The organism is Streptomyces sp. NPDC058246, assembly GCF_042881985.1.
Classification (GTDB): domain Bacteria; phylum Actinomycetota; class Actinomycetes; order Streptomycetales; family Streptomycetaceae; genus Streptomyces.
Map to the genome: position 1 here is coordinate 111,539 of NZ_JBHVWZ010000011.1, position 23,227 is coordinate 134,765.

At 73.1% G+C, this 23,227-nt stretch carries 17 protein-coding genes; 9 read left to right on the forward strand and 8 right to left on the reverse strand.

The features are described from left to right. Positions 1 to 13: 13 nt before the first annotated feature. A complete protein-coding gene (locus ACFVXA_RS18580) occupies positions 14 to 490 on the reverse strand; it encodes an Lrp/AsnC family transcriptional regulator (RefSeq protein WP_362015336.1) in 477 nt (158 codons plus the stop codon). A 225-nt stretch (positions 491 to 715) separates the two neighbouring features. On the opposite strand from ACFVXA_RS18580, the gene ACFVXA_RS18585 reads away from it, so the two are divergent. The 3 genes from ACFVXA_RS18585 (at position 716) to ACFVXA_RS18595 (ending at position 5,380) form a co-directional block, all read left to right on the forward strand. Then, a complete protein-coding gene (locus ACFVXA_RS18585) occupies positions 716 to 2,203 on the forward strand; it encodes an FUSC family protein (RefSeq protein ID WP_362015339.1) in 1,488 nt (495 codons plus the stop codon). A gap of 526 nt (positions 2,204 to 2,729) precedes the next feature. Beyond that, positions 2,730 to 4,103 carry a nitric oxide synthase oxygenase gene (locus ACFVXA_RS18590; RefSeq protein WP_390025642.1) on the forward strand — a complete coding sequence of 458 codons (1,374 nt, stop codon included), beginning with the start codon at positions 2,730 to 2,732 and terminating at the stop codon, positions 4,101 to 4,103. Between the two features lie 230 nt (positions 4,104 to 4,333). After that, positions 4,334 to 5,380: a lactonase family protein gene (locus ACFVXA_RS18595; RefSeq protein WP_390025644.1), complete on the forward strand. Its 1,047-nt coding sequence runs from the start codon at positions 4,334 to 4,336 to the stop codon at positions 5,378 to 5,380. 102 nt (positions 5,381 to 5,482) lie between these two features. On the opposite strand, the gene ACFVXA_RS18600 is transcribed toward ACFVXA_RS18595, so the two are convergent. The 4 genes from ACFVXA_RS18600 to ACFVXA_RS18615 form a co-directional block, all read right to left on the reverse strand. Then, on the reverse strand, positions 5,483 to 6,403 hold the full coding sequence (locus ACFVXA_RS18600; protein ID WP_362015347.1) for a hypothetical protein: 921 nt from the start codon (positions 6,401 to 6,403) through the stop codon (positions 5,483 to 5,485). A gap of 167 nt (positions 6,404 to 6,570) precedes the next feature. Then, positions 6,571 to 7,557 carry an N-acetylglucosamine kinase gene (locus ACFVXA_RS18605; RefSeq protein WP_383744789.1) on the reverse strand — a complete coding sequence of 329 codons (987 nt, stop codon included), beginning with the start codon at positions 7,555 to 7,557 and terminating at the stop codon, positions 6,571 to 6,573. Continuing rightward, on the reverse strand, positions 7,554 to 8,231 hold the full coding sequence (locus ACFVXA_RS18610) for a uracil-DNA glycosylase (RefSeq protein WP_383744787.1): 678 nt from the start codon (positions 8,229 to 8,231) through the stop codon (positions 7,554 to 7,556). Before ACFVXA_RS18610 ends, ACFVXA_RS18605 begins: the two co-directional genes overlap by 4 nt. A gap of 306 nt (positions 8,232 to 8,537) precedes the next feature. Then, positions 8,538 to 9,680, reverse strand: a complete 1,143-nt coding sequence (locus ACFVXA_RS18615; RefSeq protein WP_390025646.1) for a WD40/YVTN/BNR-like repeat-containing protein — start codon at positions 9,678 to 9,680, stop codon at positions 8,538 to 8,540. Between the two features lie 206 nt (positions 9,681 to 9,886). Here ACFVXA_RS18615 and ACFVXA_RS18620 point away from each other — a divergent pair, with 206 nt between their 5' ends. Beyond that, complete coding sequence (locus ACFVXA_RS18620) at positions 9,887 to 10,474, forward strand: hypothetical protein (RefSeq protein WP_383744783.1); 588 nt, start codon at positions 9,887 to 9,889, stop codon at positions 10,472 to 10,474. Between the two features lie 571 nt (positions 10,475 to 11,045). On the opposite strand, the gene ACFVXA_RS18625 is transcribed toward ACFVXA_RS18620, so the two are convergent. Then, positions 11,046 to 13,247, reverse strand: coding sequence for a HEAT repeat domain-containing protein (locus tag ACFVXA_RS18625; protein ID WP_390025648.1), 2,202 nt, complete (start codon positions 13,245 to 13,247; stop codon positions 11,046 to 11,048). Positions 13,248 to 13,370: 123 nt separating this feature from the next. Between ACFVXA_RS18625 and ACFVXA_RS18630 the strand changes: the two genes are divergently transcribed. From ACFVXA_RS18630 to tatA, 3 genes are all read left to right on the forward strand, one after another. Continuing rightward, entirely contained in the window at positions 13,371 to 13,814 is a 444-nt protein-coding gene (locus ACFVXA_RS18630; protein WP_384397888.1) for an ArsR/SmtB family transcription factor, read from the forward strand. Further along, a complete protein-coding gene (gene mgtA / locus ACFVXA_RS18635; RefSeq protein ID WP_390025720.1) occupies positions 13,804 to 16,566 on the forward strand; it encodes a magnesium-translocating P-type ATPase in 2,763 nt (920 codons plus the stop codon). Before ACFVXA_RS18630 ends, mgtA begins: the two co-directional genes overlap by 11 nt. Positions 16,567 to 16,673: 107 nt before the next feature. Continuing rightward, complete coding sequence (gene tatA, locus ACFVXA_RS18640) at positions 16,674 to 16,928, forward strand: Sec-independent protein translocase subunit TatA (RefSeq protein ID WP_362015361.1); 255 nt, start codon at positions 16,674 to 16,676, stop codon at positions 16,926 to 16,928. Here tatA and ACFVXA_RS18645 read toward each other — a convergent pair. Beyond that, entirely contained in the window at positions 16,864 to 18,696 is a 1,833-nt protein-coding gene (locus ACFVXA_RS18645) for a phosphatidylglycerol lysyltransferase domain-containing protein (protein WP_383735641.1), read from the reverse strand. The two genes, tatA and ACFVXA_RS18645, sit on opposite strands and share 65 nt — an antisense overlap. 442 nt (positions 18,697 to 19,138) lie before the next feature. Between ACFVXA_RS18645 and efeU the strand changes: the two genes are divergently transcribed. Then, the gene (gene efeU, locus ACFVXA_RS18650) at positions 19,139 to 21,439 is read left to right on the forward strand and encodes an iron uptake transporter permease EfeU (protein ID WP_390025722.1); all 2,301 of its coding nucleotides are present in this window, start codon (positions 19,139 to 19,141) and stop codon (positions 21,437 to 21,439) included. A 98-nt stretch (positions 21,440 to 21,537) separates the two neighbouring features. Continuing rightward, positions 21,538 to 22,812: an iron uptake transporter deferrochelatase/peroxidase subunit gene (gene efeB / locus ACFVXA_RS18655; protein ID WP_384397884.1), complete on the forward strand. Its 1,275-nt coding sequence runs from the start codon at positions 21,538 to 21,540 to the stop codon at positions 22,810 to 22,812. On the opposite strand, the gene ACFVXA_RS18660 is transcribed toward efeB, so the two are convergent. After that, on the reverse strand, positions 22,773 to 23,153 hold the full coding sequence (locus ACFVXA_RS18660) for a hypothetical protein (RefSeq protein WP_390025650.1): 381 nt from the start codon (positions 23,151 to 23,153) through the stop codon (positions 22,773 to 22,775). The two genes, efeB and ACFVXA_RS18660, sit on opposite strands and share 40 nt — an antisense overlap. Positions 23,154 to 23,227: the final 74 nt, after the last annotated feature.

Sequence of the window (23,227 nt, forward strand, 5' to 3'; positions counted from 1 at the left end):
GAAGTCCCGCCGGTCAGCTCCTCGTGGCGCGTCCGATCGACGTCACCAGCGGCAGCACCCGGTGCGGGACGCGCTCGCGCAGGGCCACCTCGGTGCGGGTGCGGACGACGCCCGGCAGGCTGATCAGCGCCTGGATCACATCCTCCAGGTGCGCGTTGTCGCGCGCCACTACCCGGGTGATCAGATCGCCGCCGCCGGTGATCGAGAACGCCTCGATGATCTCCGGCACGGCGGCGAGCGCGTCGCCCACGTCGTCGAGATGGCCCTGGGTGACCTCGATGTGCACGAAGGCGAGGACGGGGTGGCCGAGGGCCGCGGGGGACAGGGACGGGCCCGTCCCGGTGATCACGCCGTCCCGCTCCAACCGGTCCAGGCGCGCCTGGAGCGTGCCGCGGGCGACGCCGAGGATACGGGCGTACTCGCGCACGCTGGTGCGCGGCTGCTCCAGGAGCAGCCGCAGGATGCGGGTGTCGAGTTCGTCCACGGCCATGGTCCGTTGGCCTCCCTGTCGTCTGAGGCGATCACCTCCGACTGTACCAATGGCTCACCCGGGTCTGAGCCTGTTGAGCCAACTCCCTTCTGCTGCTTACCTTGTCTGTATTGATGGCGCTGCGCAGCGCCGGACGGCAAGGGCGCCGTACCGGACCCGCGGCGCCATTCCCATGTCCTGAGGGTGTCGATGCGAAGTGGGGGCGGGCCGCCGACGGTGAAGAAGATGTTCATGGCTCCGGATCCGGGACTGTTCCGGTTGCGGGTCTCGGTGCGGGCGGTCCTCGGCGTCGGCCTGGCGGTGGCCGTGTGCGAGCTGGCCGGGCTCTCGCTTCCCGCGTCCATCACCGGCGGGCTCGCGGCGCTCCTCGCGCTGTTCACGGTCGGCGACCCGACCGTGCGCGGCCAGGCCCTCACCACCGCGCTGCTGCCGGTGGCCGGCCTCCCGGTCCTCGCGCTCGCGACCGCGCTGCACGGGACGCCGCCGCTGCGCGACGCGACCTGGCTCGCGGTGATCTTCTGCGGGGTGTACGCCCGCCGCTGGGGCCCGCGCGGGCACGCGCTCGGCATCTTCGCGTTCATGATGTTCTTCACCACGCAGTTCCTGCACGCCGTCCCCGACCGGCTCCCGCAGCTCTACGCGGCGGTCGCGCTCTCGCTGGCGGCGTCCTCGGTGGTGCGCTTCGGCGCGTGGTGCGTCGAACGGCGCAGTCCGCTGCCCGCCGCGCCGGCGCCGCTGGACGGGCGCGGGCTCGCGCGCCCCGCCACGCGCCAGGCCTTCCAGGCGACCGCCGCCTGCGCCTTCGCCCTCACCGCGGGCCAATTGCTCTCGCACGACCGCTGGTACTGGGCCGTCGGCACGGCCTGGTGGATCTTCGTCAACACGGCCTCGCGCGGTGAGACGCTCATCCGCGGCTTCCGGCGCGTCCTCGGCACGGTCACCGGGATCGTCGCGGGCCTCCTCGTCGCGGTACCGCTGCACGGCGCCCCCGCGCCCACGGCCGCGCTGGTCGCGGTCTGCGTCTTCGGGATCTTCTACACGGCCGCGCCCTCGTACAGCTGGATGATGTTCTTCGTCACGGTCATGGCCGGCCTGCTGTACGGGCTGCTCGGCGTGCTGCACCCCGGGCTGCTCGGACTCCGCCTCGCCGAGACCGGCGTCGGCGCGCTCGGTGCCGCGCTCGCCGTCGCACTGATCCTGCCCATCACCACGCACGCGGTCACCGACCGGTGGGTCGAGCGCGCGCTCCACGCGGTGCACGGCTGCACCGCGGCGGCGGCCAGGAGGCTCGCGGGCGACGCCCAGGCCGACCCCGCGCCGCGCGCGGCGGAGCTCGAAGCACTTCTGGGGCGCGTACGTATGGCGCTCGCGCCCCTGGTGCATCCGCTCAACCCGGTGCGGGCGCGCAAGGCCCGGGCGCGCCAGGTGCTCGCCCTGCTCGACGACTGCGCCCGTGAGGTACGCGGTCTCGCGGCCGTCGCCGCCGACCCGGACGCCTCGCACGACGCCCGCCTCACCGCCGCCTGCCGACGTGTCGAGACGGCGGTGGAGACGCTGGTCGGCGCCGTCCCGGAGCGCGCCCTGGCGGCCCATCCGGCGGACCCCGGGCACCACCCCGGCGCCGAGCAGGCGTTGGCCCACCTGCATGGCCTGGAGCGCGCCCTCGTCGCGCTGGCCGCGCCCCTGCGCCGCTCGCGGCTCGCGGGCGTCTGACGCTTCCCCTTCCCACGCCGAGCGTCAGACGCATCGCCCCCGGGCGGCTGACGCTTCCCGCCCCGGGGGCAGACGCATCGCGCCCCGGGCGGTCGACGCTTCCCACGCCGGGCGTCTGACCCTGCCCGCACCGGGGGCAGATGCGTGGCACGCCGGGCTCTTGACCCTGCCCGCACCGGGGGCACATGCATGGCACGCCGGGCGGCTGGCGTTTCCCGCACCAGAGGTCTGGCGTTTCCCGCGCCAGGGGTCTGGCGTTTCCCGCGCCAGGGGTCTGGCGTTTCCCGCGCCAGGGGTCTGGCGTTTCCCGCGCCAGGGGTCTGGGGCTTCCCGCGCCGGACGCCTGGCGGTGGCCCCTGGACACCGGCCCCCGGAATGCGGCACTTTTTCCGGCCACCCAGCGGTTTGTCGAGCACCTGGAGGGTGGATCACCGGACCGGGCGGGTAACCCCGCGGCTATCAGACGCACGGAACACGCGGACCGTGCGGGAGCGGCCCGCGGGCCGAGCCGTTTGGGGGTGGCACCATGCGGGACGTCCCTCGCAGGGCAGGACACGCGCAGCGCTACGCCGAGGACGAGAGCGGGGCCTGCCGGGCACCGTGGGCTCTGGAGCCGGGCGGGTGGCTGGACCGCGTTCCGGCCGGCCGCGGGCGGGACGGCACGGCCCCGAGCGCACCGTACCCACAGGTCGGCGCCGACCCCGGGCCCCGGACCCCGGGCCTCAGGGGGCAGTCGACCGGCGGGGGCCCGCGCACCGCGTACGGCGCGCTCCCCTCCGGTCCCGCGACCGCACCGTACGAACTCCTCCGCGCCGCCGCCGAGTTCCTCACCCTCCACCACACCGAGGAACGGCTCGGTGACCCCGCCAGGCGCATCGCCGCCGCGCGTGCGGAGATCGAGCACGGGGGGACCTACCGGCACACGACGGAGGAACTCGTCTTCGGCGCGCGGGTCGCCTGGCGCAACGCCAACCGCTGTATAGGGCGGCTGTACTGGCACTCCCTGTCCGTGCGGGACCGCAGGGACGTGCGGGACGCGGAGGACGTCGCCGAGGCGTCGGCGGACCATCTGCGGGAGGCGACCCGCGACGGCCGGATCCGCGCGCTCATCACGGTCTTCGGGCCCGACGCACCCGGGCGCCCCGGCCCCAGAATCTGGAACGAACAGCTCATCCGGTACGCGGGATACGCCCGCCCGGACGGCGGCGTGACCGGCGACCCGCGCAACGTCGGCCTCACCGCGCTCGCCCGTCGGCTCGGCTGGCCCGGCGGCCCCGGCACACCCTTCGACGTACTGCCGTTGGTGATCCAGGGCACCGACGACAAGCCTCGCTGGTTCGCCCTGCCGGACGACGCGGTGCTCGAAGTGGAGCTCGACCATCCCGAGTACGCCTGGTGGCGCGGGCTGGGACTGCGCTGGCACGCGGTGCCCGCGCTCGCCAACATGTGCCTGGAGATCGGTGGCGTCTGCTATCCGGCGGCCCCGTTCAACGGCTGGTACATGGGTACCGAGATCGGCGCCCGCAACCTCGCCGACACCGACCGCTACGATCTGCTGCCGCGCATCGCCGAGCGCCTCGGCCTCGACACCCGCACCGACCGCTCGCTGTGGAAGGACCGCGCGCTCGTCGAACTCAACCGCTCCGTCCTGCACTCCTTCGACCGCGCGGGCGTCACGGTCACGGACCACCACACCGAGTCCCGGCGCTTCCTCACCCACCTCGGCCGCGAGGAGCGCAAGGGCCGCCGGGTCGGCGCGGACTGGTCGTGGATCGTGCCGCCCATCTCCGGCAGCGCCACGCCCGTCTTCCACCGCACGTACGAGACCGTGGAGCGGCGTCCGGCGTACGTCCACCACGCCGAGGCCCGCGAACGGGCGCGGGGCGCCGCCCTGTTCTAGCGGAACGCCGCCCTGTCCCAGAAGGACCACAGCCCCGGCCGGACCACAGCCCCGGCCGGACCACAGCCCCGGTCGGCCCACCGCCCTGAGCGGGCCCTCTCGCCCGGAGCGGGCCACCGCAAGAGGCCTTCGCCGGACCGTCCTTCCCGGTCTGGACCGACCTGGTCTAGACCGCTGATCTTCGGCTGCTACCGTCGCCCCGGACGACGCGGCACCGAGAGGGGACAGCAGTGGCGGACAGGGGCAGGCGGCAACAGCGGGCGTTCATCGGTTCGTTCACGGCGGCGGGCGGCCTCGGCGTGCTCACCGCGGTCATGGATCCGGGCAGCGGCGCGCTGACCGTCCTGAGCGCGGTGGACGGCGTCCCCGATCCTTCCTACCTGGCCTTGTCGTCCGACCGGGAGATGCTCTACGCGGTCAGCGAGACGGCCGAAGGCGCCGTGGCCGCGTACCGCGTGCACGGCGACAAGCCGGAGCTGACCGGACCGCCCGTGCCGGTCGGCGGCAGCGGGCCCACGCACCTCAGTGTGTTCGACGGACACGTCCTGACCGCCAACTACGGCTCCGGCAGCGTCACCGCCGTACCGGTCCGCCCCGGCGGTGGACTCGCGGGCGCCGCCTCCAGCGTGCTCCAGCACACCGGCTCGGGCCCGCACACCCCGCGCCAGCAGGGCCCGCACGCCCACCAGGTACAGCCCGATCCGAGCGGCCGCTGGGCGGTGAGCGTCGATCTCGGCACGGATTCCGTGCGGGTGTGCGCGCTGGACGGCGGAACGCTCGCGCTGCACCGCGAGATCGCGCTGCGCCCCGGCTCGGGACCCCGCCACCTCGTCTTCCACCCGCGCGGCGAACACGCCTACGTACTCAACGAACTCGCGCCCACCGTCACGGTCTGCCGCTGGAACGCCGCCGAGGGCGCGCTGCGGCCTGTCGGCGAGACGCCGGTGCTGTCGGGCGTCCCGAACGGCGACGCGTACCCCTCGGGCATCGCCGTGTCGCCCGACGGCCGCTTCGTGTGGACCGCCACCCGAGGCCAGGACGTCGTCTCCGTGCTCACGCCGGACGCGGTCGGCGAGGGGCTGCGGCTGGTCGCCACCGTTCCCTGCGGCGGGACCTGGCCGCGCGCGCTGGCCCTCGACCCCTCGGGCCGCTTCCTGTACGCGGCGAACGAGCGCTCCGGCAACGTGACCTGGTTCGCGGTCGACCCGGACACGGGAGTGCCGCGGCGGGGCGGCTCGGTCCGGGCTCCGGCGGCGTCCTGCGTGGTCTTCGGCTGACCTGACCTCGGCCTCGCGGTACGCCGACGGGGCCCGCTCCTACGAGAGGAGCGGGCCCCGTCGACGTACTCGATGTGCTTGTCGTACCGGCGTGCCGGGCGGCTAGCGGACCGGCGCGCCCTGCGGCTGCTGCGGGGCGATGCCCAGCGCCGTCGTGTACTTGGCCAGCGCGAGCTTGCCGATCGCCGGGTACGGGCCGAGCGCCTCGGCGGCGGCGCAGCCCGCCTCCTTGGCGGCCGCGTCGAGCAGACCCGCGTCGAGCTCCGGACCGATCAGATACGGCGCGAGCGCCAGCTGCTGGGAGCCCGAGCCGCGCAGCTGCTCGGCGGTGGCCGCGATCGCGCCCTCCTCGTCGAGCGCCGCCGCCATCACCGGCACGGCGAGCCGCGCGGCGAGCAGCATGCCGGTGATTCCTGCCGCCTGCACGGCCTCCTCGCCGCCCACGGAGGCCAGGATGATGCCGTCCGCCGCGGTCGCCACGGTGAACAGCCGGGCGCGGTCCGCGCGGGCCAGACCCGCCTCGGACAGGCGCACGTGCAGCGCCTCGGCGAGCAGCGGGTGCGGGCCGAGCACATCGGTCAGATCGGCGGCGACACGGCTGTCCATGACGGCCTGGCGGACCCGGCGCAGCAGCGCGTTGTCCGGACCGGCGAGCAGCGGCACCACGACGGCCACGGGCCCGTCGGGTTCAGTGACGTCCGCACCGGCGGCGCGGGCCTGCTCGAAGCGTGCGGCACGCTCCTCGGCGGTGCGGGTCAGCATGGACTGCAGCGTGGGGAACTCGTCGTTCCCGTCGAGGTACCCGATCCGGGCGTCGAGGCCGGGCAGCTCGGAGCGCGCGATGCTCACGACCTCCTCGGCGAGGCTGCGCGTGGCCGCGCTGGGGGTGCCCGGCACCGCGAGGACGAGCGCGGGCGCGCCCTCGGGAGCCGCCAGGGGCTCCGGGCGGCGGTGCCGTCCGGGCTGGCGGGGTCGCGGCATTCGTACTGGCAGGCCGGACGCGGGCCCAGTGGGGGAGCTCATGGCGCCGCATGTTACTGGCTTCTTGGGCTCCCCTGTTCGGGGAGGGTGCAGGTGAGCGGTATCCGTCCGCTTTTGTCTGATGAGTTACGTAAGGATCAGAAGCGATCATTATGGAGAGACCGCCCCTCCTGCGGCGTGCGTCAACCGCACTTGTCCGACAGGGCGGATCAATCCGCCTTTTCGGTCACTACGTACAACAACCGCTGGTCACGGGGGAGTGCGAGCTCGCCGTTCGCCAAGTCGACGGCGATGCGCAGGGCGCCGTCCAGCGGGTCACCGGCGGCGGGCACCTGCCGGGCATGCGGCAACTGCGCCGCCAACTCCTCGCGGAGCGGTACGAGGAGTGGGTCACCCATTTTGAACAGGCCTCCGGTGAAGGCGACTCGGGCTTCACCGCCGACGGGGCAGACCGCCGCCGCGGACTCGGCGATGTGCCGGGCGGCAGTGCGCAGGATGTCCGCCGCCACCGGGTCGTCGTCGGCGCAGGCGGCCACTTCGGGCGCGAAGGAGGCCAGTACGGCGGGCCGGTCGGTACGCGGGTACAGCCGGCCCGGCAGCCCCGGAACGGGGCCGAACCTCTCCTCCGCGCGAGCCAGCAGGGCCGTCGAGCCGCCCCGGCGTCCGTCGAAGGCCCGGACGGCCGCCTCCAGACCCGCGCGGCCGATCCATGCCCCGCCGCCGCAGTCACCGAGCAGATGACCCCACCCGTCGGCTCTGCGCCAGCTCGTCAGATCGGTACCGACCGCGATCAGGCCGGTGCCGCCGGCGATCACCGCGCCCGGCCGCTGACCGAGCGCGCCGGTGTACGCCGCCACCGCGTCGGCGACCAACGCGAGCCGTCGCACGCCGAGTTCACGCTCCAGCGCCGACGGCAGCTCTGCGCGCAGCTCGTCGCCGAGTGTGGCGAGACCGGCCGCCCCGATGGCGACGGCCCCGATCCCGCCGACTCCTGCCTCGGCCGTCAACCGCCGTGCCATCGGGAGCAACTGCTCCAGCAGATGCCCGGCATCGATGCCGCGCGGGCCCGTGCGGACCGGTTCCCTCGAGGTCACGGGAGCACTCCGTGCCTTCCCTCGCACAGCCAGCACCACGCGCAGTCCCGAACCCCCCGAGTCCACGGCCAGCACACCGGAGGCCGCGCCGCCGGGCGTCACGGCAGGCGCCAGTCCACCGGCTCGGCCCCCTGCCTGGCCAGCAGGTCGTTGGCGCGGCTGAAGGGGCGGGAGCCGAAGAAGCCGCGGTCCGCCGACATGGGAGACGGATGCGCCGACTCCACCGAGGGCAGGTCGCCAAGCAGCGGGCGGAGGTTGCGCGCGTCGCGGCCCCACAGGATCGACACCAGCGGGCGCCCGCGCGCAGCCAGTGCGCGTATCGCCTGCTCGGTGACCTCTTCCCAGCCCTTGCCGCGATGCGCCGCCGGGCTGCGCGGAGCCGTGGTGAGCGCTCTGTTGAGCAACAGGACGCCCTGCTCGGTCCACGGGGTGAGGTCGCCGTTGGACGGCTGGGGCAGCCCCAGGTCGGTGTTGAGCTCGCGGTAGATGTTGATCAGGCTGCCGGGCAGCGGACGCACGTCGGGCGCGACCGAGAACGACAGCCCCACCGCGTGCCCCGGAGTCGGATAGGGGTCCTGCCCGACGATGAGGACGCGTACCTCGTCGAAGGGCTGCTGGAAGGCCCGCAGGACGTTCGCCCCCGCCGGCAGGTAGGTGCGCCCCGCGGCGATCTCCGCGCGCAGGAAGTCGCCCATCTCGGCGATCCGCCCGGCCACGGGTTCCAGGGCTTTCGCCCAGCCCGGCTCGACGATTTCATGCAACGGTCGTGGTGCCACGGGCGTCACCCTACTGCCGTGCACGCGGCGGAGATCAACCCGGTGGCCTCGGGCGACCGAGGGTGACCGATCCGTTGACGAACCGGGCGCTCACGGGACAAGGTGCGCTTCCTCGTGGTTGGTTGGGGCCTCCTGAGTGGTGTGGTGTGGTGTGTGCGTTGAGCCTCCCGACTGGGTCCTGTGGCCCTGTGGCCCTGTGGCCCTGTGGCCCTGTGGCCCTGTGGCCCTGTGGCCCTGTGGACCGGTGGCCCTGCGGACTGGTGGACCGGTGGCTCTGTGGCTCTGTGGGGTGTCGTGTCCAGAGGTTCAGGCGACGACGGCGGCGCGTACGCACAGCACGTCCGGCAGGTGTGACGCCAGCTGCTGCCAGGTGTCGCCGTCGTCGGCCGATGCGTACACCTCGCCGTTGCGGTTGCCGAAGTACACGCCTGCCGGGTCCGCTCCGTCCGTGCACAGCGCGTCGCGCAGCACCGTGCCGTAGTGGTCCTCGGCAGGCAGTCCCGCCGTGAGCGGTTCCCAGCTCTTGCCCGCGTCCGCCGTCCGGAAGACGCGACATCGCCGGTCCGCCGGGACACGGTCCGCGTCGGCGTTGATCGGGAACACGTACGCCGTGTCGCCGCGGTGCGGATGCGCGGCCGCCGCGAACCCGAAGGTCGACGGCAGGCCCGCGCCGATGTCGGTCCAGTTCCCGCCCGCGTCGTCACTGCGGTACACCCCCCAGTGGTTCTGGAGATACAGCCGGTCCGGAGTCACCGCGTCCTGGGCGATCTTGTGCACGCACTGGCCGAACTCCGGGTTCGGATCCGGCAGGAACACCGCGGAGACCCCGGAGTTGGCGGGCGTCCAGCGGGCGCCGCTGTCCTCGGTGCGGAACACCCCGGCCGTGGAGACGGCGACGGTCACCGTCTGCGGGTCGCGTGGGTCGGTGAGGATGGTGTGCAGTCCCTCTCCGCCGCCGCCCGGGACCCACTGCGAGCGGGTGGGGTGCTCCCACAGGGGGCGGACGAGCTCGAAGGACTCGCCCCGGTCCTCCGAGCGGAACAGCGCGGCGGGCTCCGTGCCCGCGTACACCACGTCCGGTTCGGCGGCCGCCGGGTGCAACTGCCACACCCGCTCCAGCGACGCGCCCGTGTCCTTGGGGAACTTGACGGCGGGCTGGGCCGGTTCGGTCCATGTCCGGCCCAGGTCGTCGGAGTGGAAGACGGACGGGCCCCAGTGCGCGCTGTCCCCTCCGGCCAGCAGCCGTGGTGTGCCGCCCCGGGTGTCGATCGCGACCGAGTACACGGCCTGCGCGTTGAAGTACGGACTCTCGTCGAACTCCCAGGCGCCGCCGCGCCGTCGCCCGATGAAGAGCCCCTTGCGAGTACCTACGGTGAGCATTACGTCGGCCATGCCGACCACCTCCGCGACGTCGTTGTCCCAGACATCGGCCAGTCTGCACCTCGCCACTGACAGTCACCTCTGGACTTGGCATCTTCGCAGGTCAGAGCGGTGGTGTCGACGCTCGGCCGGGGGCTCTCGGGCCGGGTCGTCGAGAGAGGCGGCGGGGCGCCGGAACAGCCGTGACGGACGAGTCGAGGGACTTGACGTGAGCATCGACCGGCCCGAACGCGTATGGGAGGGCGATGGGGCATGTCGGCGCGGTTGTGAGGAGGATGCCAGTGAAGTCGGCATTCCGAGGTCCGAGGGCGTGGCTGTGGCGGTGGCGGCGCAACCCGCTGCGGCGCCGGAGCGATGCCCTGGAGGCCTGGATCGTGTTCGTCGCCTGGGCGCTCACTGTGGTCGGCGGCGCGCTCGCCGGACTGGCGGCCGCGCACACGGTCGAGCACGGGCTCGCCCGGGAGCGCGCCGAGTGGCGCTCCGTCCCGGCTCTGCTCACCGAGGATGCGCCGGAGTCGAGCGACACGGAGTCCGGCGGCGACCTCGTGTGGACGAAGGTGCGGTGGACCGCGCCGGGCGGGTCGCCACGCGTGGGCCGGGCGAAGGTGTTCGCCGGCACCACCGCGGGCACCCCGGTCACCGTGTGGACCGACCCCGACGGCCATCTCGTCACCAGACCCGCCACCGTCTCCCAGGCCCGGCTGCGGGCCTCCCTGGTCGGCGTCCTCGTCGGCGTGAGCGCGGCGGGCGTCCCCTTCGTCTGCGGACGCCTCCTCCGTGGCCGTCTGGAACGTCGGCGCATGGAGCAGTGGGACGAGGAGTGGGAGAGGGTCGGTCCCCTTTGGGGGCGGATGACGAGCTGACGGGGCGGGCCCCTGCAGGGCGTTGCCGGTGTTGCCCCCCGGGGGCCTGGGGAGATCGGGAGCCGGGTGGGAGGAGACCCCGGGGGCGGTGGGAGGAGACCCCGGGGGCCGGGGGCCAAGTGTCCACCGCGGACGGCGGTGGACACTTTGAGGCACCGAAACTCGGCCGGGATCATCCCGACGAGCAGTTCCTTACCGCCTCGACGAGTCGACTCCCGTCGAGCCGCCAGGACGAGCCGCCGAGCCGCCAGGACCAGTTGTCCGGAGCGGCCTCCGCGAGCCGGTCCAGGCCGCCGCCGCGAGCCGGCCCGAACCGTCCTGAGTCGCCCCGAGTCGCCGCGACGAGCCGGCCCGAACCGCCGCGAGCCGCCCCAGCGGGCTCGCCCGAACCGCAGCGAACCGCCGCCGCGAGCCGCCCCGAGCAGCCGCAGCGAACAGCCGCGAGCCGCTGAAGCGAGCCGCCCCGAGCCGCCGCCGCGAGCCGCCCCGAACCGCAACCGCCGCAGCGAGTCGGCCCGGGTCCCCGTGAAGCGACTCGACCAGCCGGTCAGGTCCCCTGGAGCCTCCGTGACTACGCGGCCGCCAGCGCCGCCCGGCAGCTGCCCAGCAGGCGTTCGTCCTCGAGGATGTCGTGGCTGCCGTAGCCGCCCGAACGCGCCCGGTGCCGGCGTGGCGCGGCGAGTTCCGCGTGGAGCAGGTCGTGGGCGGGGGCCGCCGCGGTGCCCATCCGGGCGAGGTGGGCGGCGATCGTGCCGCGCGTGTACGAGTTCTGCCGCCAGGCGGAGCGGAGCACCGGGAGGACGGGTTCCGGATTCCCCGTGATGTCCCACAGGGCGCATGCGGCGGCCGTCCGGTCCCACACCTCGGTGGAGTCCGCCAGGCTGCGCAGTGCCGGGATTGCGGGGGCGGCCAGGGGACCCAGGCGGCCCAGGGCTGTGGCGGCCGCCCGGTGACCGCCCGCAGCCCCCTCCGATGTCAACTCCCTCAGCAGCACCGGAAGTACGGAGCCGATGTCCCCCTCCACCGACCAGAGCGCGTCGGCCGCCGACACGGCGCACTCGCTGTCCAGCAGATCGCGCAGCGCCGGAATCGCCTCACGTGCGACCGCCCCGAACGCCTTGACCGTCCGGGCGAGCGCCTCCACGAGCCAGTCACGACGGCGCAGTTCGCGCGGTGAGGCGTGCAACAGCCGCAGCACTTCCGGTAGCGCGGCCTCGTCACGCAAGGTGCCGAGAGCGGCCAACAGGGGCGCGGCCCGTTCGTATGTCTCGGGGCCGTCGAGGGGAACCTCACCGAGCCGCTTCCGCAGCAGCGGTGCCAGTTGTCCGGCCGCCGGGCCCAGGTACTCGATCGTGTAGCCGACATCATGCGGCACGACGGGCTGGGCCAGCACCAGGGCGAGCGCCGGAACCGCCCGGGGATCCCCGGCTCTGGCCAACGCCTTCAGGGGTCGGCCGAGCGTCGGCCCCGCGCGTCCCCAGGCCTCCGGGGCCGCCTCCACGAGGGCGGCGAGCCGGTCGGCGGCCGGGGCCGCCAGACTGAAGAGAGACTCCAGGACGGACACCGCGGCATCGCGCAACCGCTCGTCGTCCCGGTCGAGTTGCTCGCCGGTCAGTGCGACCGGTTCCGTGAAATCGGCGCGCCATTCGCGGAACAGTCCGGCGGACATCCACACGGCGTTGCACCGGTCGGCCGGATCCGGACTCGTCAACTGCCCCTTCAGCAGGGCGATCCGGTCGGCGGTGCGGCCGCCGAGCGCCGAGTGGAGCGTCCGCAGCAGATGGGATCCCTCCTCGTCAGCAGGGCGCAGGCGGCGCAGATGGCCGATCAGCGTGTCGGTGCCGGGCCGCTCGGGAGCCTCCGGCACTCGCGCGCGGTGTGATCTGGCCCGGAGCAGGGCGATGACGATCGGCACGAGGCCGGCGGGCAGCCGATCGGGTGCGCAGCCGGCGAGTTGACCGAGCGCGGCGAGGCGCAGCCCCGGGTCCTGCGGGGCGGCACAGAGCGTCACCAGACAGTCCACCGCCGGAGCCGCCCACTCGCGATGGCGCCGGGCGAACAGTCCGAGGCCCTCGGCCAGTGCCAGCCGGACGCTGTCATCGCGCTCTTCGTGGAGCCGCTGCCTCAACAGGCCGAGCACGCGCGCCGGTTCGTCGAGAAACAGCGCCAGGGCAAGCGGCACGGCGCGGCGCACGTCGGGGTCCGGGTCCGCGGCCAGTTCGGCGAAGACCGGGGAGCCCGCTCGAACCGCGGTCCGCGCCATCGCGTAGTTGTCGGTGGCGCGATCCTCGCCGCTCCAATCATCGGCGCGATCCTCACCGTCCCCCTCATCGGCGGGATCCACGTAGTTCTCGTCACCGGCGCGTTCCACGTCGTTCTCGTCATCGGCACGTGACGTGTCGCCCCCGTCACCGACCCGATCCCCGACACCCGCGTCGAGCGGGGCGACGTCCTCGTCGTGGTCGCATTCATCGACGTCGTCCCCTCCGCCGATGCTGACGAGCAGCTCCACGATGCCGCTCCGGTCGGGGAGTTCCGCCTGGGCGACGAGCGCGAACAGGAACGGGATGCACGCGAGCGTCGAGTCGTACACATCGCCCTGGTGGTGCACCGCCCCGTACATTCCGTCGAGCGCGCTCTCCCGCTCCTGGGAGCATGGTGAGGCCAGTCCCCGCAGGAACTCCGGCACGTCCTCGGCGCTTCCGTAGGCATGGTGCATCGAGGCCCAGTCGACCTCGTCGATCCCCGTGAACACGGCGTCCTCCCCAGGCATGAGACAACTGATCGCGAGTGTGCACCAGGGCACTGACAGTGACGCCCGGACGCCGTCGGCGGCGCCCTAGACTGGGTCGATTCACACGAGACCGTCAGGCCGACGGGACGGGAGGACAGAGCGGTGGCGGCAGAGGTCGGCGGCTTCGAGGACCCGTCCGCCGAGGTGCTGGCGGAAGCGGCCGCGGCCTTCGGGCTGCTCGCGTCCTCGGCGCGGCTGCACATCGTCTGGGCGCTGGCGCAGGGCGAGAGCGATGTGACCGGCCTCGCGGAGCGGGTCGGCGGCGCGCTGCCCGCGGTGAGCCAGCACCTGACCAAGCTGAAGCTCGCCGGCCTCGTCCGGTCCCGGCGCGAGGGCCGGCGGCAGATCTACTTCGTCGACGACCCCGACGTGGTGACGGTCGTACGGCTCATGGTCGGCCAGCTGACGGATCGCGCCGATCGCGCCGATCGCCCAGGCCGAAACAACCCCGACCGCACCGGCCGTAGCGACCGCACCGACCGCACCGCCCGTACCGATCGCACCGCGCACGGGTCGGCGCGGCGCATGCGTGGTCTTGGCGCCTGACACCGCCGCGAGGGGCGCTGGACAGCAGCCCCCGTGGGGGAGCGCGTCGCCCGCCGACGGGACGCGCCACAACCTCGCCGCGCTGACCTCTCTGCAAGTGCTGCGGCACCTCGACACCGGTCCGCGCGGACTGACCGAGGCGCAGGCGGAGGAGCGGCTGGTCCGCTTCGGCGGGCACACGATTCCGGAGCGGCGTACGGAGTCCTGGCCACGTCTGTTCGGCCGGAGCCTGCGCGACCCCTTCACCGCGGTGCTGCTCTGTCTCGGGCTGGTGTCGGCGGCCGTGGCGGCCTGGGGGACGGCGTGCGTGATCCTGTGCCTGGTCGTCGTCAGCTGTGCCCTGCGCGCGTCCGGCGAGCACCGGGCCGACCGGTCCATGGCCGGACTGCGTGAACTGGTCGCCACCACCGCGACCGTGCTGAGGCGCGCCGACCCGGACGGGGCGCCGCGTCTCCGGGACATCCCGGTGGGCGAGCTGGTGCCCGGCGATGTGATCCGGATCGGCCCAGGGGACCTGGTCCCCGCCGACGTACGGCTGTTGCGCGCGAGCGGGCTGACGGTGCGGCAGGCCGCGCTGACGGGCGAGTCGACCGCCGTCACCAAGGCACCCGTCGACGCCCCGGGGCCGCCCACCCTGTCCGACCTCTCCGATCCCTTCACCCCGTCGGTCCCGTCGGGCCCGTCGTACGGCGGGGTCTTCGCACAGCGGCACCTCTGCTTCCAGGGCAGCAGCGTGGCGACCGGCAGCGGGACCGCGGTCGTCCTCGCGACGGGCGCACACACCAGGCTCGCCTCGGCCTCCAGGGGCTCGCTCCCGCCCAAGCCCCCCGCACGGAGCGCCTTCGACCGTTCCGTGCACGGCATCTCCTGGGTGCTCATCCGGTTCATGCTGCTCACACCGCCGTTGGTGCTGATGGCCGACGCGGCGCTGCGCGGCCGGGGAGTGGAGACCCTGCCGTTCGCCGTCGCCGTGGCGGTCGGGCTGACCCCCGAGATGCTGCCGGTCATCGTCACCGCGTGTCTGGCGCGCGGCGCGTCGCTGCTGGCCCGTACCCACCAGGTGATCGTCAAGCGGCTGCCAGCGCTGCACGACCTGGGTGCCATGGACGTGCTGTGCCTGGACAAGACCGGCACCCTCACCCAGGACCGGCCGGTCGTGCACCGCGCCCTGGACGGGGAGGGACGGGACGACCCGGGCGTGCTGCGCTGGGCCGCCGTCAACGCCTGGTGGACCCTTCAGCTCGCCGAACTGCCCACGCCCGACGCCCTCGACGAGGCCCTCCTGGACGCGGCCGACCCCGAGGACGAGCAGGACGACGGAGTGGCGGCGCTGCCCTTCGATCCGGTGCGTCGCCTCGCCACGGTTGTCGTACGTCACCCACGCCGGCTCGGCGTCCACACACTCGTCGTCAAGGGCGCCGTCGAGAACGTACTGGAAAGGTGCGTACTGGAAGAGGCCGAGCGGGCGCGGCTGCTCTCCCTCGCGGCACGGCACGCCGACGACGGCCTGCGCGTCCTCGCGGTCGCCACCGCCGAACGCCCGGCCCGCACCCGCGCCCGCGCCTGTGCATCTGCCCACAGCCACCCCTACACATCTGCCCACACCCCCGACCGTCCCGGCGACCGCGCACCCGCCGACGAACGCGGCCTGACCTTCCGCGGCTTCGTCACCTTCCGCGACGCGTTCGTGCCGACCGCCGCCGACGCGCTGGAGGCCCTCGGAGCCCGGGGCGTCACCGTCAAGATCCTCACCGGCGACCATCCCGGGACGGCCGCCCGCGCCTGCCGCGATCTGGGGCTCGACCCCGGTGAGGTGGTGGCTGCCGACCGCATGGACGCCCTCTCCGACGCCGAACTGGCCGAAACCGTATGGCGTACGACCGTCTTCGCCCGCTGCGCCCCGGAGCACAAGGCCCGGATCGCCGCCCTCCTGCGGGCCGACGGGCACACCGTGGGCTTCCTCGGCGACGGGGTCAACGACCTACCCGCACTGCGCGCCGCCGACGTCGGGATCGCTCCGCGCGACGCCGTCGACGTGGCCCGGGAGAGCGCCGACGTGGTCCTCGCCGAGAAGGACCTGACCGCGATCGAGCACGCGGTCACGGCGGGACGGCGCAGCAGTGTCACCATCGCCACGTACCTGCGCAGCACGCTCTCCTCGAACCTCGGCAATGTCATCGCGATGCTCGCCGCAGGCATGCTGCTGCCCTTCCTGCCGATGCTCCCGGCGCAGGTTCTGGCGCAGAACCTGTGCTTCGACGCGGCTCAGCTCGCCTTCGCCTACGACCGTCCGCACCCGGACGTGCTGCGCCGCCCCACCGCGCTGCGGCCGCGCGCCTTCCTGCGCGTCATCACCGGCTTCGGCGCGCTCAACGCCGTCGCCGACCTGGCCACGTTCGGGATTCTCGCGCCGGCCGTGAACGGGCCGGACGGCATGGACGCCGCGACCGTCTTCCACTCGGGTTGGTTCACCGAGAACCTGATGACCCAGGCCCTGGTGATGCTGCTGCTGCGCATCGGCCGCCGTACGGCCGAGAACCGGACGACCGGCCACGGCGACCGTCGGCTCCCGGGCCCGATCGGCTGGGCCGCGACCGGCCTCGCCGCCGCCGGGGTACTGCTGCCCGCCTCCCCGCTCGGACCGCTCCTCGGCATGACCGCGCTGCCGCTCCTCTACTACGTGCTGCTCGGCGCGGTCCTCGCCCTGTACGCCGGCGCGCTCACGGCCGTGGTCCGGCGGGCGGCGGGATAGGCAGCCGCCCCAGCTGATGGTTGTACAGTTGCGCAAAGTAGCAACCATCAAGGGGTGACGGCCGATCGGGCACACCCCCGACCGATGCGAGGAAGGGTGGGGGCGCGATGCTCCGCAACGGACTGGAACCCTGGCACCTGCTGATCGTGGCGATCGTGCTCGTCGTGCTGTTCGGCTCGAAGAAGCTGCCCGACACCGCCCGCGCGCTCGGCAAGTCGATGCGCATCCTCAAGAGCGAGGCGAAGGCGATGAAGGACGAGAGCGCGGAGCCGCAGGCCGCAGCGGCTCCGGCGGTCGTCAGGACGGCTGCCGAGCCGTCCGCACCTCACCCGACGGCAGAGGCCCCGGGCGCCGCGCACTGAACCGGGGCCGGGGCAGGGCGGGCGGAGCGAGGAAGCCTTCGGCGCGGGCTCCGGCGATGCCGATGCGGGGGAGGTCGCCGCTCTTCTCGAAGAGGATGTAGCGCGGTTCCCAGACGGGCCGGTACTTGGCGTTGGCCCGGTAGAGGGACTCGAGTTGCCACCAGCGCGACAGGAACGTCAGCACCGAGCACCACAGCCGCAGCACGGGTCCGGCGCCCAGCCGGGTGCCGCGCTCGAAGACGGACCGGAACATAGCGAAGTTCAGGGACACCCGCTCGACGCCGATCTCCTGGGCGCGCAGCAGCAGTTCGATGACCATGAACTCCATGAGGCCGTTCTCGGAGTTCCGGTCGCGGCGCATCAGGTCCAGGGAAAGCCCCCGCTCGCCCCACGGCACGAAGCTCAGCACGGCCCGCGGCTCACCCTCGCTGTCGTGGCACTCCAGCATGACGCAGCGCCCGTCGGCCGGATCGCCGAGCCGTCCGAGCGCCATGGAGAAGCCCCGCTCGGTCTCGCCGTCCCGCCAGTGGTCCGCCTTGTCGGTCAAGGCGGCCATCTCGGCGTCGGAGAGATCCGCGTGGCGCCGGATGCGGACGGTGTAACCGGCTCGGCGCACGCGGTTGTGCGCCTGCCGCACTCCCCGCATGGCGCGCCCCTCCAGGGTGAAGTCGGCCCGGTCCACGATGGCTTCGTCGCCGAGTTCCAGGGCGTCCAGGCCGTGCCGGGCGTAGATCGTGCCGGCCTCCTCGCTCGCGCCCATCACCGCGGGCGTCCACGCGTGGCGGCGCGCCTCCTTGAGCCATTCCTCGATAGCGCCGGGCCATGCCTCGGGGTCGCCGATCGGGTCGCCGGAGGCCAGGGTCACACCGCTCACGACTCGGTAGGCGATCGCCGCCTTGCCGCTCGGGGACCACATGACCGCCTTGTCGCGACGCAGCGCGAAGTACCCCAGGGAGTCACGCTCACCGTGCCGGGCGAGCAGTTCCCGCAGCCGCGTCTCGTCCTGCGCGCCCAGCAGTTCACGGCCGCGCGGCGAACGGAAGCAGGCATAGAGCACGAGGAGGAAGGTCGCGGCCATCAGGACGTTGACCAGGACGTCCACCCAGCGGGGCGCGACGACGGTGTCGAAGCGGTCGGCGAGCGGGCCGACACTGACCCCGCGCAGCAGCGTGTACGCGATCCGGTCGCTGAGCGGTGTCCCGGACACGCGGTTGGTGGCGCTGACGAGCAGGGTGCCGAGCGTGGCGCTGACCAGCAGACCGCCCGCCCCGACGGCCAGGGCCAGCCGGGGATTGGAGCGGTCCCCGACCGCGCGGAACTCCTTGCGTCCCAGCAGCAGGGCGGCGACGAAGAGCCCGGTGAGCAGCGCGGAGACCCAGTTGAACACGTGCCGCTGATACCGCTCCTGGGTCAGGGCCGCGGCGTACAGCGTGAAGAGCGGACCGGCCAGCAGCAGGTTGAAGATCCACGCGGCCCGTTTGCGGCGCCGCATCACCAGAGCCAGGAACAGGGCCAGCGCCGCCGAGACCAGCCCGGCGGTGGCCAGATACGGGGTGAAGAACCCGCCTCCGTTGTGCTCGTGCACCTCTTCGCGGAACGGCAGTGAGACGACCGCGACGATGTTGAGCAGTGCGAGCAGTCGCAGGTACCAGACGGTGAACGCGGCCGCCCGCGGCCGGATGCCGGTGGCCGGATGTCCGGCCGGGTCGTCCCGGCGTGACTTGGGGCTCCGCTGTTCCGGGATGAGCGCTGACTGTTGTACGGACACCGTGGAGCATCACCTTGGGGGCAGGCCGGCGAACCGGTGGGGACAGAGGCGGCGAACCCTACATGGTGTAGGGAAGAGGAGGGTTATCGCGCGATCGCGAGGTAAGGGGGTAGTAAGAATTGGCTCGTCGGAGCACGAGTCGAAGGTGTGAGTCTGCTGTGCCACCGCGCGGGGGACTCGCGGCCGCTGTCGGCCTCCCGGCCCGGTTCCTCGCCTCTCTGCTGCCGCATCTCCGCAGGTCAGGGCTGGCTGACTGGACTTGTCGGGCCTGTTTTCGGGGCGGTGAGCCGAGCGTCCCCGGCGTGCCTTCGGTGTCCGGGCGGATTCACTCGTCCGGCTTGGCGCGAGGGCCCCGGCCAATTGACGGCTACTTAGGCATGCCTACACTAAGCCCCGTTTGTGGCTGTCCGGCCACGGACGTGCTGCTTCGGAGAGGCCTGTGGTGTGGGACGACGCGTTTCCCAGCTTTCTGATCGGTCTGCGTGAGGGGCTGGAAGCGGGGCTGATCGTCTCGGTGCTGGTCGCCACACTCGTGCGATCGGACCGACGCGCCCGTCTGCCGCATGTGTGGACGGGAGTCGCCGCGGCCATCGGCCTGTCCCTGAGCTTCGGCGCGATACTCACCTTCACCTCGGCGAACCTGTCCGGGAAGGCGCAGGAGGCGTTCGGCGGCACGCTCAGTCTGATCGCGGTCGTGTTCGTCACCGCCATGGTGTTCTGGATGCGGCGCTCGGCGCGGACCTTCTCCGGGGAGATCAAGCAGAAGGTCACCGCGGCGCTGGGCATGGGTGCGGGCGTCCTGGTCGTCACCTCGTTCCTCGCCGTCGGGCGGGAGGGGCTGGAGACCGCGCTGTTCCTGTGGACCACGGCGCAGGCCGCGGGGAGTTCGTCCGGCCCGCTGGTGGGTGCGGCGGCCGGTCTGCTGATCGCCGCGGCGCTGTGCTGGGGCCTGTACCGACGCGTCCTGCACATCAACCTCACCAAGTTCTTCACGATCACCGGCATCGTGCTGATCGTCATCGCCGCGGGCGTCCTCGGGTACGGGCTGCGCGACCTCCAGGAGTCCACGCTGCTGCCCGGCGGCACGGCGTACGCCTTCGACCTGACGGCGCACCTCGACCCCAGCTCCTGGTACGTGACCGTCGTCCAGGGGACGCTCAACCTCACCCCGCAGATGACCTGGCTCCAGGTCTGCGTCTATGGCGCCTATCTGGCCGTCGTGATGACGCTCTTCGTCCGCGGGGTACGGGCGGTGGCCCCTGCCCCAGCCCCCGCACCCGCACCCGCACCCGCACCCGCACCCGCACCCGCACCCGCACCCGCACCCGCGAAGCCGGCCACCGGGACAGAGCCCGCACCCGCCCCCGCGCAGCCCGAGTCCGCGGCCATGACCGGAAAGTCCGAGCCCGAGTCCGCGGCCACGACCGGCAAGTCCGAGCCCGCGGCCACGACCGGCGAGCCCGAGCCCGAGCCCGCGACCGCGGCCTCCCAGCCGGAACCCACGCCTGCGCAGCCGGAGTCCGTGCCCCCCGCGCGGCCGGCCGCCCCCGCCCTCGGGTCCGAGACCAAGGCCCCCCGTCGCATCCCCCGCTGGACCGTCCCCGTCGCCCTCGTCTGCGTCCCGGCGCTGATCGCGGGCATCGCCATCGCCGCGAGTGACGGAAAGCCCGCCTCGAGTGCGCAGGTCATCGAGGTGTCCGCGGCCCACTGCGGCAAGGGGTTCAGCGCGCCCAAGCCCGGGCGGCAGACGTTCCAGGTGCGCAACACCGGAAGCCGGACCTCCGAGATCTACCTCATCGACCCGGTGAGCAACGCCGTCTACGGCGAGGTCGAGGGCATCGCCCCCGGTACGACACGTGCCCTGATCGCCAGCGTCGGCACGGGTTCGTACGCCTGGCGCTGTGTCCCCAACGGCGGGAAGGCCGTCACCTCGGCCGCGGTCAAGGTCAGCGCCGGCGGCTCCACCCAGGCCGTCCTGCCGGTCTCCGCGAAGGACCTCGCCGCGCCGCTGGCCTCCTACCGGACGTACGTCGACCAGGGCCTGACCGATCTGCTGGCCGCGACGCGCACGCTTCAGGACGACATCGACGCGAACAAGCTCGACCAGGCCCGCAAGGACTGGCTGACCGCGCACGTGCGCTACGCCTCGCTCGGCGCCGCCTACGGCACGTTCGCCGACTTCGACGCGAAGATCAACGGCCGTACGGCCGGACTCGCCGGAGGCGTCACGGACCCGGCCTTCACCGGCTTCCACCGCATCGAGTACGGCCTGTGGCACGGCGCGTCCGCCGCCGACCTCGCCCCGTACGCGAAGCGGCTCACCTCCGACGTCGACGCGCTGCGCAAGGACTTCCCGAAGCAGGACTTCGACCCCGGCGACCTGCCGCTGCGCACCCACGAGATCCTCGAGAACACCCTGCACCGCGAACTGAGCGGCAACGCCGACTACGGCAGCGGCACCGAACTCGCCACCACCGAGGCCAACCTCCAGGGCACCCGCGAACTGCTGAACCTGCTCCGGCCGTTGGTCGACAAGCGCAATCCCGAGGTCACCCCGGCCGTCGACACATGGATGCAGCGCACCGAACGCCTGGTCCGCGCCCAGCAGGGCAAGGACGGCACCTGGACCCCGCTGGACAGGCTGTCCCTGGCCGACCGGCAGCACCTCGACGGCACGCTCGGCCAGTTGCTCGAACAGCTCGCCCCGATCCCCGATCTCCTGGAGATCCGCAAGGCCGCGTGAGCAGCCCGTCGGCGGGGCCGCGTGAGCACCCCGCCGACGCCGACCATCACCACCCCCGTACCACCGGGACCACGCGCCCGCAGGAGAGGACCTTCCCGATGACGACCCCGAGCCAGGACCAGGCCCCGCAGGGCAGCTGCCCCTTCGGCCGCCGTACGTTCACCAAGACCGCGCTCGGCGTCGGCGCGGCCGGAGCCGCTCTCGCGGGCGCCGGGTTCGTGGGGGCCGGGGTGGCGGGCAGCACCCCGGCGGCGGCCGACACCGGCGACGGCACGGTGCCGTTCCACGGCCCCCACCAGGCCGGCATCACCACGCCCGCGCCCAGGGCCACCGCCTTCGTCTCCTTCGACGTCATCGCCGAGAACCGGGCCGAACTCGCCGACCTGCTGCGCACGATCACCGAGCGGGCCCGCTTCCTCACCGGCGGCGGCACCCCCGCCGACCTGGGCGTCGGTGCCCCGCCCTCCGACAGCGGTCTCCTCGGGCCCGAACTGCCCGCCGACGACCTCACCGTCACCGTGGGCGTCGGCGCCTCGCTGTTCGACGACCGCTACGGGCTCGCCGACCGCATGCCGCGCCACCTCAAGCCGATGCGCACCTTCCCCAACGACAACCTCGACGCCGCCGAATGCCACGGCGACCTGTCGCTCCAGCTGTGCGCCGCGAACTCCGACACCGTGCTGCACGCCCTGCGCGACATCGCCCGCCACACGCGCGGCGCGATGCAGATCAAGTGGCGCGTGGACGGCTTCCAGAACCCGTCCCGCCCGACCGGCGCGCAGCGCAACTTCCTCGGCTTCAAGGACGGCATCGCCAACCCCGACACGGCATCCGCCCGCGAGATGGACAAGCTGGTCTGGGTCACCGACACCGCCGGCGAACCCGACTGGGCGGTCGGCGGGAGCTACCAGGTCGTCCGCATCATCCGCATGCTCGTGGAGTTCTGGGACCGGGTCTCACTCACCGAGCAGGAGAAGATGATCGGCCGCCGCCGCGACACCGGGGCCCCGCTCGACGGAGCGCGCGAGACGGACATCCCGCGCTACACCAAGGACCCCCAGGGCCAGGCGATCCCGCTCGACGCCCACATCCGCCTCGCCAACCCCCGTACGGCGAAGACCGACGCGACCCGGATCCTGCGCCGCGGCTACAACTACGACCGGGGCATCGACAAGGCCGGCAACCTCGACATGGGGCTGCTCTTCTGCTGCTACCAGCAGGACGTGGTGCGCCAGTTCGAGGCGACGCAGCAACGGTTGATCGACGAGCCGCTCGTCGACTACATCACCCCCACCGGGGGCGGCTACTTCTTCGCTCTGCCGGGCGTGCGCGATCACTCCGACTGGCTGGGCCGCGGGCTCCTCAAGGGCTGAGCCGGGCTCCGAGCGGGCTGCGGCGGGCTCCGAGCGGGCTGCGGCGGACATGGCTCCGCGGTGTCCGCGACCGGGCGGCCACGCTTCATCGCCCACCAGACGAGGTCGCCGAGAGCGGCGCCCGCCGTCACGACGGCCATGATCACGCCCGCCATGGTCAGTCCGTCGTCGAGGTGCGGGCGGCCGTGCACGGCGTGCAGGTCGAACCCACAGAGGTGCCACACGCCTGCCGCGGCGACCCCGAGGCTCGGCACGAGCAGCGCCAACACGGACGCCGGCCCGCGTTCCTTCCGCCCGGCGTCACGTTCCTTCAAGGGGTCCCCCTCATGCAAGAGGCTCACGGCTAGGACCCTACAGCACGTAGGGTCATAGCCGTTCGCCGACCGTTTTCCAGCTGTTCCGGAAGTGACGCTCG